The 16,611-nt window shown below is 67.1% G+C and carries 14 protein-coding genes and 1 tRNA gene; 14 read left to right on the plus strand and 1 reads right to left on the minus strand.

The features are described 5' to 3' along the window. Positions 1 to 96 precede the first annotated feature (96 nt). From ON45_RS00565 to ON45_RS00575, 3 genes are read left to right on the plus strand one after another with little or no spacing between them, the layout of a single operon-like run. On the plus strand, positions 97 to 615 hold the full coding sequence (locus ON45_RS00565; protein ID WP_040491016.1) for a hypothetical protein: 519 nt from the start codon (positions 97 to 99) through the stop codon (positions 613 to 615). 28 nt (positions 616 to 643) lie between these two features. Beyond that, entirely contained in the window at positions 644 to 1,471 is an 828-nt protein-coding gene (gene rsmA / locus ON45_RS00570) for a 16S rRNA (adenine(1518)-N(6)/adenine(1519)-N(6))-dimethyltransferase RsmA (protein ID WP_040491017.1), read from the plus strand. Next, a complete protein-coding gene (locus ON45_RS00575) occupies positions 1,468 to 2,265 on the plus strand; it encodes a 4-(cytidine 5'-diphospho)-2-C-methyl-D-erythritol kinase (protein ID WP_040491018.1) in 798 nt (265 codons plus the stop codon). The genes rsmA and ON45_RS00575 overlap by 4 nt, the downstream gene beginning before the upstream one ends. 15 nt (positions 2,266 to 2,280) lie before the next feature. Here the strand turns inward: ON45_RS00575 and ON45_RS21985 are convergent, their stop codons facing one another. Continuing rightward, positions 2,281 to 2,373 (minus strand): 30S ribosomal protein bS22, encoded by a 93-nt coding sequence (locus tag ON45_RS21985; RefSeq protein WP_015442868.1) that lies wholly within the window; start codon positions 2,371 to 2,373, stop codon positions 2,281 to 2,283. A gap of 73 nt (positions 2,374 to 2,446) precedes the next feature. Here ON45_RS21985 and ON45_RS00580 point away from each other — a divergent pair. From ON45_RS00580 to eno, 11 genes are all read left to right on the plus strand, one after another. After that, positions 2,447 to 2,517, plus strand: a tRNA-Gln gene (locus ON45_RS00580). A 52-nt stretch (positions 2,518 to 2,569) separates the two neighbouring features. Next, on the plus strand, positions 2,570 to 3,655 hold the full coding sequence (locus ON45_RS00585; protein WP_051062175.1) for a bifunctional UDP-N-acetylglucosamine diphosphorylase/glucosamine-1-phosphate N-acetyltransferase GlmU: 1,086 nt from the start codon (positions 2,570 to 2,572) through the stop codon (positions 3,653 to 3,655). 45 nt (positions 3,656 to 3,700) lie between these two features. Beyond that, a complete protein-coding gene (locus ON45_RS00590) occupies positions 3,701 to 4,690 on the plus strand; it encodes a ribose-phosphate diphosphokinase (RefSeq protein WP_040491019.1) in 990 nt (329 codons plus the stop codon). Between the two features lie 332 nt (positions 4,691 to 5,022). Beyond that, positions 5,023 to 6,057, plus strand: a complete 1,035-nt coding sequence (locus ON45_RS00595) for a putative endonuclease domain-containing protein (RefSeq protein WP_040491020.1) — start codon at positions 5,023 to 5,025, stop codon at positions 6,055 to 6,057. Positions 6,058 to 6,373: 316 nt separating this feature from the next. Continuing rightward, a complete protein-coding gene (locus tag ON45_RS00600) occupies positions 6,374 to 7,054 on the plus strand; it encodes a 50S ribosomal protein L25 (protein WP_040491021.1) in 681 nt (226 codons plus the stop codon). Positions 7,055 to 7,130: 76 nt separating this feature from the next. Further along, complete coding sequence (gene pth, locus ON45_RS00605) at positions 7,131 to 7,754, plus strand: aminoacyl-tRNA hydrolase (protein ID WP_040491022.1); 624 nt, start codon at positions 7,131 to 7,133, stop codon at positions 7,752 to 7,754. A gap of 81 nt (positions 7,755 to 7,835) precedes the next feature. Then, entirely contained in the window at positions 7,836 to 11,336 is a 3,501-nt protein-coding gene (mfd, locus tag ON45_RS00610) for a transcription-repair coupling factor (protein ID WP_241432122.1), read from the plus strand. A 336-nt stretch (positions 11,337 to 11,672) separates the two neighbouring features. Beyond that, positions 11,673 to 12,446 (plus strand): hypothetical protein, encoded by a 774-nt coding sequence (locus ON45_RS00615; protein WP_148288459.1) that lies wholly within the window; start codon positions 11,673 to 11,675, stop codon positions 12,444 to 12,446. Positions 12,447 to 12,461: 15 nt separating this feature from the next. Next, positions 12,462 to 13,955 (plus strand): nucleoside triphosphate pyrophosphohydrolase, encoded by a 1,494-nt coding sequence (gene mazG / locus ON45_RS00620; RefSeq protein ID WP_040491024.1) that lies wholly within the window; start codon positions 12,462 to 12,464, stop codon positions 13,953 to 13,955. 38 nt (positions 13,956 to 13,993) lie between these two features. Then, positions 13,994 to 15,301 carry a DUF4032 domain-containing protein gene (locus ON45_RS00625; RefSeq protein ID WP_040491025.1) on the plus strand — a complete coding sequence of 436 codons (1,308 nt, stop codon included), beginning with the start codon at positions 13,994 to 13,996 and terminating at the stop codon, positions 15,299 to 15,301. Beyond that, a complete protein-coding gene (gene eno / locus ON45_RS00630) occupies positions 15,294 to 16,574 on the plus strand; it encodes a phosphopyruvate hydratase (RefSeq protein WP_040491026.1) in 1,281 nt (426 codons plus the stop codon). The genes ON45_RS00625 and eno overlap by 8 nt, the downstream gene beginning before the upstream one ends. Positions 16,575 to 16,611: the final 37 nt, after the last annotated feature.

The raw sequence follows: 16,611 nt of genomic DNA on the forward strand, positions 1-16,611 counted from the left end.
ACCAGGCTCGTCCGGTTCCGTTGCGGGGTTGGTGACACGTGACGCTGCCCGGTCGCCGAGACGGCCGAGCGGTACGCTGCGGAGCGAGGAATCACCATGGCATACGAAGACATCGATCGACGCCGGTTCCTGCTGTTGGGCCTGCTCACGCTCATCGCGCTCCCCGCGATCTACTTCTTCAGCCAGCGTGAGAATGCCGAGACGACCGACGACGAGGCCGTTGCGACCGATCAGGTCGCCATCGAGGTCGACAGCAACTCGAACCGACCGCCGCTGGAGCTGACCGACGACGACCCCACCTTCCTGACGGGCCCCGTCGGAGACGCCAATCCCGGCGTCAACGAGATCGCCGTGCCGGAACAACCGGACACGGCGCCCCTCCAGCTGAGCGCCAGCTATCGCGGCAACGTGCCCGGAGTTCGGACCTGCCTGCTCAGCGAGATCGGCGCCGGTCTCACGGTCACCGTCAGGAATCTCGACAACGGCCGAACGGTCACGTGCTTCACCGGTCAACCCCCGGAATCGCAGGTCGCCGACATCGTCCTGCACACCGACACGTTCACCCGCCTCGCCGACCCGACGGAAGCCCCGATCACCGTCGAGGTGACCCAGTGACCAGTGAAGCAGTGACCGGACGCACTCGGTGACCCACTCCCGCCCCGCTGTCCGCTCGCTGCTCGACGACCACGGCCTCGCCCCGCGTCGCGACCTGGGACAGAACTTCGTCGTCGACCCGAACACGGTCCGGCGGATCGCCGAACTCGCCCGCGTCGGGCTGTCCGACCACGTCGTCGAAGTCGGTGCCGGCCTCGGATCGTTGACGCTCGCGCTCGCCGAGACCGGCGCCTCGGTGACCGCGATCGAGGTCGACCGAGGTGTCGTTCCCGTGTTGCGCGACATCGTGGCGGACGCCGGCGTGGACAACGTCGCGGTCGTCGAAGCCGACGCGATGGAAGCCGACTGGAACGCGCTCCTCGACCCGGGTGTCGACGGTGGCTGGACGCTGGTCGCCAATCTGCCGTACAACGTCGGCACTCCGCTCGTGTGCGACATCCTCGACGACGTCCCACAGGTGACGCGCCTGCTGGTCATGGTCCAACGCGAGGTCGCCGAACGCTTCGCGGCCGCACCCGGATCCAAGGCGTATGGCGCCGTCAGTGTGAAGGCAGCGTTCTGGGGACGAGCGCAGATCGTCGGATTCGTTCCCGCGACCGTGTTCCTCCCGGCGCCCAACGTCGAGTCCGCGTTGGTCGAGATCACCCGCCGCGAACCACCGACGGTCGATCCGGTCCGACTCTTCGACCTCGTTCGAACCGCGTTCGGCCAGCGCAGGAAGATGCTCCGCAAGTCGCTCGCTGGCGTGGTCACCGAATCCCAGTTCCACGACGCCGAGGTTGCACCGACCGACCGGCCCGAGAACCTCGACGTCGACGCCTGGGTCCGCCTCACCCACACGGTCGCCAACCGATGACGTCACCTCCGGACAGCAGCGCGGCCCGGATCCGGGCTCACGCCAAACTGACTCGAACGTTGCGAGTCGTCGGAGTCCGCGACGACGGCTACCACCTCATCGACGCCGAGATGGTGAGTCTCGATCTGCACGACGTGCTCACGATCGACCCCGCTGCCGAAGGTGTCGAGGCGAGCGGACCGTTCGCCGACGGCGTGCCGACCGACCGGACGAATCTCGTGTGGCGCGCGCTCGACCTCGTCGACCGGACGGCGAAGGTCACGATCGACAAGCGGATTCCCCACGGCGGAGGGCTCGGTGGCGGATCGACCGACGCGGCGGCGGTGTTGCACTGGGCGGGGTTCGGGACGGATCCCGACTCGCTGCGCGCGGCTTCACGAGTCGGCGCCGACATCCCGTTCTGCCTGGTCGGCGGACGGGCTCGGGTCAGCGGCATCGGCGAAACGGTGGAGCCGCTCGACCCGATCGAACGCGAGATCACGCTGATCATCCCACCGCTGCGGATGTCGACGCCCGACGTCTATCGAGCCTGGGACGCACTCGGCGGCCCAACGAGCGACGGCCCGAACGACCTGGAGCCGGCGGCGCTCGCCGTCGAACCACTCATGACCCGGTGGCGCGACCTCATCGCACAACGCATCGGTGAGCCACCGGTCCTCGCCGGGAGCGGCGCAACGTGGTTCACCGAACGCGAGCTCACGCCCGACGAGCGCGACAACGCCCTCGGCGACTTGGTCGACGAGGGCGCTCGGGTGGTGGTCACGACGACAACGGCCGAACCGCTGACTCCGTGACGATGCGAATGTTTGCTACTTGCGACGCTGGTGACGCGTGCGGCGAAGCATCTTCTTGTGCTTCTTCTTCCGCATGCGCTTGCGGCGCTTCTTGATCAGAGAACCCATAAGGCGAGCCAGACTATCGGGCGTCGCCAGTGGCGCCACGCGCCGCTACCGTGACGCCTGGCCAGCACGCCCATCCCGGGTCGTCTAACGGTAAGACAGCGGTTTTTGGTGCCGAGAATAGGGGTTCGATTCCTCTCCCGGGAACGTTCGGTGAAGCCGTGTTCTCGCGCGCTGACCCGCCAGTAGCCTCGTAGGTATGAGCGTCTCGGCCATCGTGCTCGCAGCCGGCGAAGGGACGCGAATGCGCTCCAGTCGACCCAAGCCGCTGCACATGATCTGCGGCCGCGCGATGATCCTCCATGTCATCCACGCGCTGGAGAAGCTCACGCCGGAGCGCACGGCGATCGTCGTCGGACACGGTGCCGAGCAGGTCACCAAGAAGGTCCAGGAGCGGTCGCCGACCTGGGCGAACGTCGCCTTCGTCGAGCAGGTCGAACAGAACGGCACGGGCGACGCTGCCGCGATCGGCATGACCGCCTTCGACGGAGACGACTACGACGACGACACGACGATCGTCATCCTCCCTGGCGACGCCCCGTTGCTCCGACCGGAAACGCTCGACGAACTCGTCGCGACCCACGTCGCGAACGAGAACGCGGCGACCATGCTCACGTCGAAGATGGACGATCCGACCGGCTACGGCCGGGTGATCCGCCAGAAGGACGGTCAGGTGCTCCGGATCGTCGAACAGCGCGACGCCACACCCGATGAACTCGACGTGCGCGAGGTGTGTACGTCGATCTACGCGTTCCGGCGCGACCTGCTCGGCCCGGCGCTGCGGACCCTCACCACCGACAACGTGCAGGGCGAGTACTACCTGACCGACGTCATCTCGGTGCTCGCCTCGATGGGCCACCGGGTCGGGTGCGTGCGCGCTCCGGCCGCCGAGACCCAAGGCGTCAACGATCGCTGGCAGCTCGCGAAGGCCGAGCGGGAGCTGCGGAGTCGGACCAACCGCCGCTGGCTGCTGAACGGCGTGACGATGCTCGATCCGAGGCAGACGTTCATCGACGTCAACGTCTCGATCGGGCGCGACGTCACGATCTACCCCGGGACGATGCTGCAGGGATCGACCGTGATCGGTGACGGCTGCGAAATCGGCCCGGACGTCCAACTGGTCGACTGCGCGGTCGCGGCCGATGCGCAGGTTGCCCAGACCGTCGGCCAGGACGCCGACATCGGACAGGGTGCCGTCGTCGGCCCGTACGCCCATCTACCAGCGGGCTCGTCCGTGGCGTCGGAATCGACGACCGGCCCGTTCTACACTGCGCGCGCAGACTGACCGTCGAAACGCCGGTCGACGTGACCGCGGGAGGATCACCACCACATGGAAAAGGTCACCACCAAGCGACTCGCGCTTTACACGGGGCGTACGCATCCGGCTCTTGCACAGGAGGTGGCGACGCATCTCAACATCGAACTCGGACACGACAACCTCGTCGAGTTCGCGAACGGTGAGGTCCGCTGCAGCTTCGGCGAGTCGGTGCGCGGAACCGACGTGTTCGTCATGCAGACCCACTTCGGGGTCGACGGCCGTTCGGTCAACGACTCGATCATGGAGCACATGATCATGATCGACGCCGCCTCGCGTGCATCCGCCAAGCGGATCACCGCGGTCTGCCCGTTCTACGGATACGCCCGCCAGGACCGCAAGGCTGCTGGGCGCGAACCGATCACGGCGCGCCTCATCGCGGACATGTTCAAGGAAGCCGGCGCGAAGCGGATGATCTCGATCGATCTCCACTCGGGTCAGATCCAGGGGTTCTTCGACGGCCCGGTCGATCATCTGACGGCGATGCCCGTGCTCGAGCAGTACGTGCGCGAGAACGCTTCCGAACCGGTGATCGTGTCGCCCGATGCCGGCCGCATCAAGGTCGCCGAGCGCATGGCGCAGCACCTCGTCGACTGCGGCGCCGACCTGGCGTTCATCTACAAGCGTCGTCCGAAGGGCTCGACCAACGTGGCCGAAGCTGCCGAGGTGATGGGTGACGTCGCCGGACGGACATGCGTGCTCACCGACGACATGATCGACACCGGCGGCACGATCGTCGCCGCGGCGGAACTGTTGAAGAAGCGTGGAGCGAAGGAAGTGTGGGCCATGGCGACGCACGGCGTCCTGTCCGGTCCGGCCGTCGACCGACTGAAGAACGCTCCCGTCGAGCGACTGGTGCTCACCAACTCCCTGCCGCTTCCACCCGAGAAACAGCTCCCGAACGTCGAGGTGCTGTCGGTCGCGCCACTGATCGCCGAAGCGCTCGGCGCCGTCTTCGACGACACCAGCGTCAGCGACATCTTCGACGGCGAAAACCTCGCCTGACCGGCCCCGCCGCCGCGACCCCGTGCGGCCCGATCGGTCCCCCGCCGCTCCGCACTCGCCCGCGTCCACCCGTCGCGGCCCACCCGTCGCGACCCGACCGATTCCTCCCGAGCAAATGCCTCCTGAGCAAATGCCTCCCGAGCAAATGCCTCCCGAGCAAATTTCGTGGGATCAGGACGTTTCCCGTCTCGATCGCTCGAGATTCTCCGCGGCGCAACGTCCCTTCGTAGGAACTTCGTGGGATCGAGACGCTGAGCGTCCCGATCGCTCGAAATTTCTGAGCGACGAGTGAGCCTTCCGGTTTCGGGGCGCTGACGACCCCGTGTGTTGGCGTGATCCATTCCGCACTTCTCCAGGTCGCCGCTCAGCAGTTCGGCATCGTCAGTCGTTCACAACTCGGTGAACTCGGTTGTTCGAACCGTCAACTCAGCCGAGCGCGGCGGCACAGCCTGGTCATCGATGTCACGTCCCGAACGATCCGAATCGCGTCCTCGCCGGACACCTTCCTGTCGCGCGCGATCGCTGTGTCACTGCACCTCGCAGACCGAGGATTCCTCTCCGGCACCACCGCCGGTCGACTCCACGGACTCCGGGAGATGTCCCGGCATCCGATCTGCGCCACCGTTCCCGCAGGCGATCGACCGGGACTTCCGCAGTGGGTCGAGGTGCGCTCGACGACGTGGTACGACGCACACCGACACCGCCGACACCTCGCTGGCGGCGCAACCGTCGCCGAGCCTCATCGCATGCTGTACGACCTGGCCGCACGGCTCGACGACCGGAGTTTCCAGCGCGCCGCAGAGGATTGTTGGCACCTCCGGCTGGTCTCGCCACGGTCCGCGGCGAGCTACCTGCGGAAGTATCGCCGACAGGGAAAGGACGGCACGCTCCGCATGGAACGCTGGCTCAAGATCGCTCTTCAACAGGAGCGTCCGGCCGAGAGCGGCCTCGAACTCGACCTGCTCGCGGCGCTGCACGACGTCGGCCTCCCTGAACCGACTCGGCAGCATCGGCTCGATCTTCCATCCGGCCAGCAGATCCGCGTCGACATGGCGTGGCCCGATCTCCGCCTGTGCGTCGAACCTGGTCACAGCTGGTGGCACGGCGGTGACGACGCCATGCGACGCGACAATGCGCGCGTGCTCGGGGCACTCGCCATCGGCTGGGAGACCATCCCGCTCGACGAGTCGCTCCGGCGGGATCCTCGCCAGGCAGCGGAACTGATCCGCCGCGCCTACGAGCAGCGGGCAGCGCTGCTCGGCCGGACCATCCCCGGAACCGCGCACGATTCGCGCCCATCCGACCTCCCGCTCCTCTCCCCCACTCGGACCGAAATTTCGTGCGATCGTGACCCAGCCCGGTCCTGATCCCACGAAATTTCTCTACGAGTGAGCGCGGCGCGTGTGAATCTCGAGCGAACTGGACGCCACCGGTCCCGATCCCACGAAAATTGCACGGAGGGGGCGGCGAGAATTGCACGGAGGGGGCGGCGGCGCGGCAGGCGGAGGCGACGGCAACGGGACGAGGCGGAGGGTGCGCAGGTGGCGACAGCCTCTCGGCGTCGGCAGCGGTTGAGGTGGGATGCGGGGGCGATAGCGTTGCTCGCTGCTGTATTTCGACCGGTGGCACTTGACGATGACCTGATTCGCCAGGCACCCGCCGCACACGTTTGGACACCACATCATGACCGAGACCATCCTCAACGCAAACACCGGCCGGGCAACCGGAAGCTCCTCCTCGCGACGCCTCCGCAACGACGGCCAGATCCCCGCCGTCGTGTACGGCCAGGGCATGGACCCACTGAGCATCTCCGTCGACCGTCGCGAACTCCGCGCCGCGCTCTCCGGCAGCTCCGGGCTCAACACGATCCTCGACCTCACGATCGACGGTGAGATGTACCCGTCGATCATCAAGGACGCGCAGCGCCATCCCGTGCGCCTCACGATCGAGCACATCGACTTCATCCAGGTCAACCTGAACGAAGAGATCATCGTGAACGTCCCGATCCACCTGACCGGCACCGCCAAGGAAGTCAACGACAACAACGGCTTCATCGATCAGATCATGAACGACCTCGAAGTGTCGGCAACCCCGCGGAACATCCCGGACGAGATCGTGTTCGACGTGTCCGAGATGGACATGGACTCGACCATCACGATCGCCGACCTGTCGATCCCGTCCGGCGCCACCGCCACGCACGATCCCGAGACGACCGTCGTCACGGTCGGCATCATGCGTACGCCGGTCCTCGACGAGGAAGCCGCCGAAGCCGAAGCAGCCGCACTGTTGGCGGAGAGCGAAGGCGAAGAGGGCGGCGAGGCCGAGGGCGACGACGCTGCCCCGGCCGACGAATCGGGCGAGTGACAACCCTCCGCACACCTGCACGATCCGACGCGTCCGGCGCGTCGGATCGTGTCGTTTTCGGGTCGGTCGACGACTGATGGGTCTGTTCGGACGCGAGGGCAAAGGTGCGCCGTTCGACTGGCTCGTCGTCGGACTCGGCAATCCGGGCGAGAAGTACGCGAACACGCGACACAACGTGGGCGAGGACGCGCTCCGACTCCTCGCAGAGCGTCGCGGCGTGACGCTGAAGGGCGGGCGCGACAACGCGCTGCTCGCGGAGACACGATTTCCCGGAGCCGATGGCGCCGACGAGCGAACGGCGCTGGCGTTCCCGATCACGTTCATGAACGAGTCCGGTCGAGCCGTCGGTGCGCTCGTGCGACGGTTCCGCATCGAATCTCCCGAGCAGATCATCGTGATCCAGGACGAACTGGATCTCCCACCCGGAACGCTCAAGATCAAGGCGGGCGGCGGCCTCGCCGGCCACAACGGACTCCGCTCGATCACGCAGCACCTGAAGACCCAGGACTATCTGCGAGTGAGGATCGGTGTCGGGAAGCCCGACAGCGCGCACGTCGGCAAGGTCCACGTCCTCGCGAAGATCCCGAAACGCCAGCGCGAACTGCTCGACACCACGATCGCTGACGCCGCCGACGCGGTCGAGATGATCATCGCGGATGGCGTCGACGCGGCGATGCAGCGCTACAACTCGCGCTCGTGACGCTGGCCCTCGTGTTCTCGTGAACAGTTCGCGTACGGAGCGCCGGAACAGTTCACGAGATCGGGTGGTTCAATGGCTGGCGTGACCGACCTGCGCCACGACGAACTCCGATCGGTCGCGCGCGACGACCGACCCAGCGCCCCCGAAGCGGACGAGTCCGCCTCACCGTCGGCAACCGATGCACCGCTCCGCTCGCTCGCACCGCTGCTCCGTGAGGAGCCGGGCCTCACCCGTGCCCTCGGCGAACCGGATGCGCGCCTCGCCGTCGTCGAGGTCGCCCGTCCGATCTCGATCGCCGCCCTCGCACAGCTCTCGAACCGCCGTCCGTTGCTCGTCGCCTGCCCCACGGGCACCATGGCGCGCCAACTGCACGACGACCTCGGCCAGTTCCTCGACGAGGACGAACTGGCGCTGTTCCCCGGCTGGGAGACGCTGCCGTTCGAGCGCGTCAGCCCCAACGTGGAGACCATGGGCCAACGCCTCGACGTGCTGTGGCGGCTCCGCGACCCCAAGACCTGCCCGAAGGTGATCGTCGCCGGGGTACGCGGACTCCTGCAGAAGCTCGGCCCCGGAGCGCTCGACGTCGAACCCGTGGTCGTCCGGCCGGGTGGAGAGGTCGACCCCGACCAGCTCGCCGAGCAGCTCGTGAGCTTCGGCTACCGACGCGAGGAGGTCGTCGAACATCGCGGCGAGTTCGCCCGCCGTGGAGCAATCGTCGATGTCTACCCCGCCCGTGCCGACGCCCCGATCCGCATCGACCTGTGGGGTGACGAGGTCGACCGGCTCACTCGGTTCAGCGTGAACGATCAACGCTCCACCACCGACCTCGACGAGGCGCGGATCTTCCCCGCTCGCGAGCTCACACCGACCTCGGAGGTCCGCGAGCGGGCTGAAGCGCTCGTCGAGACCGAACCGTGGGGTCGCGAGCAATGGGAACGGCTGGCCGAGGGACACCACTTCGACGGCATGGAGTCCTGGCTCCCCTGGCTCGTCGACGAGGGCGCCGACACGCTCATCACCGACGTCCTTCCGGACAACGCGAAGGTCGTCCTCGTCGAACCACGCCGGATGCGCGACCGCGCAGCCGATCTGATCGCCGAAGAGGACGATCTGGCCCGGACTCTCGCGTCGACGTGGGCGCGCGACCCGGACAAGACGTTTCCGAGGCTCCACGCGGATCCCGACGTCCTGCTCGCTGCCGCGGGTTCCTTCTGGTCGATCGACTCGACACCCGAATCGCCGGACACGCCCGTGGTCGAAGCCATGGGATGGGGCCCGGTCGTCGGCGACGGCTCCGCCTTGACCGACCGACTCCGCGATCTCCTGGCCGACGACTACCGCGTCGTCGTCGCCGCCGACGGCGACGGCTCGGCCCGCCGACTCAAGTCGCTCCTCCTCGATCAGGGTCTCGATTTCAAGCTCTCGGCCGGTGACGCGGACATCGCTCCGGGAGGGTCGATCATCATCGCGCCCCTGCACCGGGGTGCGACGTTGCCGAACGCGAAGGTCGCGATCGTCGCGGAGTCCGACCTCACGGGCCGTCGACGCGCCCACCGCAAGGCCCGCTCTCGCAAACGTGGCGAAACCGCCAGCACCTTCGAGGACCTCAAGACCGGGAGCTACGTCGTCCACCACCAGCACGGCGTCGGTCAGTACGAAGGAATGGTCAAGCGGGCGATCGGCGGCGTCGAGCGCGACTACCTGCTCGTCGCCTACAAGGGCGGCGACAAGCTCTACATCCCGTCCGACCAGATCGACACGATCCGCCAGTACGTCGGCGGCGAAGCGCCGAAGATGAACAAGCTCGGTGGTTCCGACTTCGCCAAGACCAAGAGCAAGGTCAAGTCCGAGGTCCGCCAGGTGGCGCAGGAACTCGTGCTGCTCTACCAGCAGCGGGTCACCGCGGAGGGGCACCAGTTCGCTCAGGACACGCCGTGGCAGGCGGAGATGGAGGAAGCGTTTCCGTTCGTCGAGACTCCGGACCAGCACAAGGCGATCGTCGACATCAAGTCCGACATGGAACGCGAGTTCCCGATGGACCGTCTCGTGTGCGGCGACGTCGGCTTCGGCAAGACCGAGATCGCGATCCGGGCGGCGTTCAAGGCGATCCAGGACGGCAAGCAGGTCGCGGTGCTCGCGCCGACGACCCTCCTCGCCACCCAGCACGGCAACACGTTCGCCGACCGCTTCGCCGGCTACCCGATCCGCGTCGAGGTGCTCTCTCGCTTCCTCACTCCAGCGCAGGCCAAGAAGGTGATCCAGGAGGTCAAGTCGGGCGAGATCGACTGCGTGATCGGCACGCACCGCCTGCTCGCCGCCGACATCCACTTCAAGGACCTCGGCCTGCTCGTCGTCGACGAGGAGCAACGGTTCGGGGTGCAGCACAAGGAGAAGATGAAGCGGATGAAGACGAACGTCGACGTCCTCACACTCTCCGCCACGCCGATCCCGCGCACGCTCGAGATGAGCCTGGTCGGGATCCGCGACCTGTCGCTCCTGCAGACTCCGCCGGCCGAGCGGCAGCCGATCCTCACCTATGTCGGCGAGTACGACGAGCGCGTCGCGGTCGAGGCGATCCGCCGCGAACTGCTCCGCGAGGGCCAGGTCTTCTGGGTCCACAACCGGGTCCGTTCGATCGAGACCAGCGCGCAACGGCTGCGCCAACTCGTGCCCGAAGCGCGCATCGCGATCGCCCATGGGCAGATGGACGAGGGTTCGCTCGAGCAGGTCGTCCAGGACTTCTGGGACGGCGAGTTCGACGTGCTCGTGTGCACCACGATCATCGAATCGGGTATCGACATGCCCGCGGTGAACACCATGGTCGTCGAGCGTGCCGACCTGCTCGGGTTGGGTCAGATGCACCAGATCCGGGGTCGCGTCGGTCGGTCGGGTCAGCGGGCGTATGCCTACCTGTTCCACCCGCAGGACAAGGTCCTCACCGAGGAGGCGTACGAACGACTCCGCACGATCGGCGAGTCGACCGAACTCGGTTCCGGGTTCAAGATCGCGATGCGCGACCTCGAGATCCGTGGCGCCGGCTCGTTGCTCGGAGAGTCGCAATCCGGTCACATCGCGGCCGTCGGCTACGACCTCTACTGCCAGATGGTCACGGAGGCGGTCAGCGAGATGAAGGGTGAACCGCTCCCGAATCAGCCCGCCGAGATCAAGCTCGACGTTCCGACCGACTCGTTCCTTCCCGACGACTACGTCGAGAAGGAGGAGCTGCGGTTGGAGGCCTACCGCCGTCTCGCCGACGTCACGACCGAAGCGCAGGTCGACGACATCCGCACCGAATGGGAGGACCGCTACGGGCCGCTCCCCGCACCGGCCGAGGCACTCCTGCAGGTGGGCTATCTGCGAGCGGAATGCCACCGACTCGGGGTCACGGATCTGCAGATCACCTCCAGCGATGCGCGGATCCAGCCGATCGACCTGCCGATGAGCGCGACGATCCGCCTGCGGCGGCTCTCCAAGGGTGCCAAGTACAAAGAAGACCTCGACCAGCTCGTGGTGCCTCTCCCCCGCCGCCAGGATCCAGCGACGTACCTCGTCCAGTTCCTCCGCGACCTCGTCCCGGCCTGACCGTCGGCGTTCCGGCGCGACCCTGTCCATCGCTCGCGCGTGCGGCCCACCACCCGCCACCCCGCTTCCCTGCCCGCGTTGCCCACCCGCCCCCTCGGTGAAATTTCGAGCGATCGTGACCGCCACGGTGGCGATCCGACGAAGTTCGCTCGGGCGAGCCTCGACCCGCGAGAAATTTCGAGGGATCCGGACGGTCAGCGTCACGATCGCTCGAAATTTCTCCGGCGCAGGCCGAGGGGGACGCGCGCGGCGAGGAGGCACGGGCCGGTGGGCGGAGGATCGGGTTGGTTGCGGTGGAATCCGGCGACGCGAGCGGACCCGGATAGCGTGCTGCGGGTGAATCGCCGATTGATGACGATCCTGCTCCCGCTCACCGCGGCAGCGCTGACGGCCGGATGCTCCACGTTCTCCGACAACGACGCGGTCGCGCGGGTCGAGTCCGTCGAGTTGTCCAGCGACGAGCTCGACGACCTCCTCGACGAGCAGGAGGTACCGGAGGATCAGCGCGACGACCTCAACGTCGCCCGTGCCGCGATCTCGGGCTGGATCGAGTCGACGGCGGTCGAGGAAGGATTGTTCAGCACCGACCTTCTCCAGGAGATTCCCGAGGAGGACCTGTTCGCGCTGTACCGGCGGGGCCTGGAAGCGTCCGGCGTGGTCTGCGCTCGACTGCTCGTCGCTCCATCCCTCGACGGCGCCGAGGAGGCCGCCGACCGACTCGACTCCGGCGAAGAATTCGCGACCGTTTTCGAGGAGCTGAACACCGACCCGGACCTGGGCGCCGTCGCCGGCGAGGCCGGATGCTTCGACATCAACCAAGTCGTCACTCCGGGAAGCGAGCCGTCGAACGAGATCCGAGCTCTCCTCAGCGTCAACGCGTCGAACCCGGTCGCCACCGCGTCGAGCGCGACAGCCGATGGAGACGACGCCGGGTTGTTGATCGCCTACTCGCCCCCGGAGGACCTGCCCGAACAGGATCTGGAGGCGGTTCTCGACCTCATCCGGCAGACCGGCGGAGTCGGTCTCGTCCTCGACGACATCGACGTTCACGTCGATTCTCGCTACGGCACGTTCGACCGGGACACCGGTTCCGTCGTCCCCCTCGGCTGACACCGAGATCGCCGCATGGCTCCTCCCGATCCTCAGCCGACGATCGTCATCGTCGGGCTGGGTCCCGGCGGCGTCGAACACGTCACCGCGGAGACGCTCACGCTGATCGACCGCATCGACCGCCGGCACCTCCGCACGGCGGTCCACCCGTCGGCACACCTTCTGGCCGACGCCGCGGGCGGCGCAGTCGCACACGACGACCTGTACGAGGCCGCCGACACCTTCGACGACGTCTATGCCCAACTGACCGAGCGGCTGGTCACCGACGCCCAGGAGCACGGCGAGATCCTGTACGCCGTGCCCGGGTCTCCGCTGGTCCTGGAACGCACCGTCCGGTTGCTTCGCGAACGATCCGACGATGCCGGAGCGCGCCTCGACATCCGGCCCGCCATGTCGTTCCTCGATGTGGCGTGGGCCCGGCTCGGCATCGATCCCGTCGAGTCCGGAGTGCGTCTCGTGGATGGTCACGAGTTCTCCAGCGGTGCTGCCGGGGACGTCGGCCCGCTGCTCGTGGCACACACCCACGCGAACTGGGTGCTGAGCGAGATCAAGTTGGCCGCCGACGACGCGACCGGCGACGAACCCGTTACGTTGCTCCACGCGCTCGGGACGCCTGATGAACAGATCGTCGAGACGACGTGGGCCGAGATGGACCGTGCGATCGACGCCGATCACCTCACATCGCTCTACGTGCCGCGGCTCGACGCACCGGTCGGGCGCCACTACGTCCGGTTCCACGAGCTCACCCGCACACTGCGCGAGCGCTGCCCGTGGGACGTCGAACAGACGCATGAGACGCTGATCCCGTACCTGATCGAGGAAACCTACGAAGTCGTCGACGCGCTCCAGGCTCTGTCCGATCCCGATCGCGACGAAGCCACCGCCGACGACGACCTGATCGAGGAACTCGGCGATCTGCTGTACCAGATCGAGTTCCATGCCGTGATCGCCGAGCAGGAAGGTCGGTTCACGATCGCAGATGTCGCTGACGGCATCCACGACAAGCTCGTCCGCCGCCACCCGCACGTCTTCGCCGATGTGGCGGTCAGCGGCACCGACGAAGTCCTCAGCAACTGGGATGAGATCAAGCGCGCCGAGAAGGGTCGAACATCGGTGTTCGACGGCATCCCCCGATCGCTCCCGGCGCTCGCCTACGCCGCCAAGGTCGGCGGCAAGGCGTCGAAGGTCGGCTTCGACTGGCCCGATGCGGCCGGAGCGTTCGAGAAGATCCACGAGGAAACCCGCGAGTTGTCCGACGCCATCGACACCGCTGACGCTGCCGAGACCACCGCCGAATTGGGAGATCTGCTCTTCGCGACCGTCAACGTCGCGCGCCACGTCGGCGTCGACCCCGAATTCGCCTTGCGCAGTGCGTCCGACAAGTTCCGTCGCCGGTTCGAAGCGGTCGAAGTACTCGCTCGCGAGCGCGAGATCGATTTGCGCGCCAGCGAGCTCGCCGTCCTGGACGCACTGTGGGACAAGGTCAAGGCCGCGTCGAAACCGTCGTGACCGCGTCGACCTGATCGACAGCGCGACACAATGGGTCGATGCGTCTGCAGATCGCGAATCCGTCGGCACACCCGAACATCGGGCAACTGCCGTTTGCCGAGCGCTTGGCGGACTGGGACCGACCGCACATGCACGGGGTGCTCGGCCTACACCGCCACGTGGTGCGCCTGATCGAACTCGACGGAACGAGCTACGTCATCAAGGAGCTCCCCGACAACCTCGTCCAGCGCGAGTACCGGCTGCTCCGCGAGCTCGACGAACTCGGACTCCCGACCGCCGAAGTCGTTGCTGCGGTCACCGAGAAACCCGACAGCGTCGACGGGCTGTTGGTCACCCGCCACATCGACTACTCGCTTCCGTATCGGACCCTGCTCGCCGGTCGCGGCCTGACGATCCCCTACCTCGGCGAACGCGTCCTCGATTCGCTGGTCGTGCTGCTCGTCCGCCTGCACCTCGCCGGGTTCTTCTGGGGCGACTGCTCGCTGTCGAACACCCTCTTCCGGCGCGATGCCGGTGCACTGTCGGCCTACGTCATCGACATGGAGACCGGCGAGAAGTTCGACCAACTGTCCGACGGTCAGCGTCGCCTCGACCTGCAGGTCGCGACGGAGAACGTCGCCGGTGGTCTGTTCGACCTCCAAGCGGGTGGCCGACTCCGCTCGGACATCGATCCGATGGACGTCGCACTGCAGATCGAGGAGCGCTACGGCCGTCTCTGGGACGAGCTGACGGCACCGGAGGAACTGGACCGCGACGTCGCCACGCGCACCGTGCAACGGCGCATCGAGCGTCTGCACGATCTCGGTTTCGACGTCGAGGAGATGGACATCGTGGACGAGGTCGACGGCGGGCGGCTGCGCTACATCCCACGCGTCGTCGAACACGGGTTCCACTCCGAGCGGTTGCGCCACCTGACCGGTCTGGAGACCACCGAGAACCAGGCCCGCCGACTGCTCGACGACATCCGCTCGTTCGGACACACGCTGAACAAGGAACGCCACGCGCGTATCGACGCCGGAGAGTCCACGGGCTACGGGGGTGCGCCCGTGCGCAACCTGCCGGAGAACGTCATCGCTGTCCGGTGGCTCGACGATCGGTTCGAGCCGCTGATGGCCCAGATCCCACCGGAACTGTTCTCCAAGCTCGAGGGCGCGGAGATCTACCACCAACTGCTCGAACACCGTTGGTTCCTGTCGGAGCAGAGTGGTGCCGACGTACCGCTCGAAGACGCGCTCGAGCCCTACATCCGCAACGTGCTGGCCTCGGCACCGGACGAAGTGACCATTGCCCGCAAGGAGCCCGAACCTGGGAGCGCCGAATCCACTACGTTCCTCGGGTATGAGTGAGATCATCGGAATCAACGGCCGCGAGATCCTGGACAGCCGCGGGAACCCGACCGTCGAAGTCGAGGTCCTCCTCGACTCGGGAGCGCAAGGCCGGGCGGCCGTGCCATCCGGCGCGTCGACGGGCGAACACGAAGCCGTCGAGTTGCGCGACGGGGGCGACCGCTACGGCGGCAAGGGCGTGCTCGCCGCCGTCGGCTTCGTCAACGACGAGATCTCCGATGAGCTGATCGGCTACGACGCACTCGACCAGCGACTGATCGACCAGGTGATGCTCGACCTGGACGGCACCGACAACAAGGCCCGCCTCGGAGCCAACGCCATCCTCGGGACGAGCCTCGCGGTGGCGAAGGCGTCGGCGATCGAGCTCGACGTGCCGCTGTACCAGTACGTCGGCGGCCCCAACGCCCATGTCCTGCCGGTCCCGATGATGAACGTGATCAACGGCGGCGTCCACGCCGACAACTCCATCGACTTCCAGGAGTTCATGATCATGCCGGTCGGTGCTCCGAGCTTCTCCGAGGCTCTGCGCTGGGGAACCGAGACGTACCACGTTCTGAAGGGCGTGATCGCCGAGCGCGGGTTGTCCACCGCGGTGGGCGACGAGGGCGGGTTCGCCCCGAACCTCGACTCCAACGAGGAGGCGATCAAGGTGCTCGTCGAGGCGATCGGGAAGGCCGGATTCACGCCGGGCGACGACATCGCGATCGCCCTCGACCCGGCGGTCTCGGAGATCTTCGACGACGGTTCGTACCAGTTGAAGGGCGAGGGCAAGGTCCTGTCGCCGAGCGAGATGTCGGCCTACTGGACCCGCCTGGTCGACTCGTACCCGATCGTGTCGATCGAGGACGCGATGGACGAGAACGACTGGGACGGCTGGGCGACGCTCACCGCAGCGGTCGGCGATCGCGTCCAGCTCGTCGGCGACGACCTGTTCGTCACCACCGTCGACCGGCTCCGCACCGGCATCGATCGGTCCGTCGCCAACTCGATCCTCATCAAGGTGAACCAGATCGGCTCGCTCACCGAAACGCTCAACACGGTCGACTTGGCGACGCGCCACGCGTACACGTCGGTCATGAGCCACCGCTCGGGCGAGACCGAGGACGCCACGATCGCCGATCTCGCGGTCGCCACCAACTGCGGTCAGATCAAGACCGGCGCTCCCGCACGGTCCGATCGCGTCGCCAAGTACAACCAACTGCTGCGGATCGAGCAGATGCTCGGCGACTCGGCGGAATACCGCGGTCGCGCCGCGTTGGCGCCGATCCGCTGACCGATCCGCGTTCTCGTGAACAGTTCGCGCACGGAGC

Origin of the sequence: Ilumatobacter nonamiensis YM16-303 (assembly GCF_000350145.1) — a bacterium.
Classification (GTDB): Bacteria; Actinomycetota; Acidimicrobiia; order Acidimicrobiales; family Ilumatobacteraceae; genus Ilumatobacter_A; species Ilumatobacter_A nonamiensis.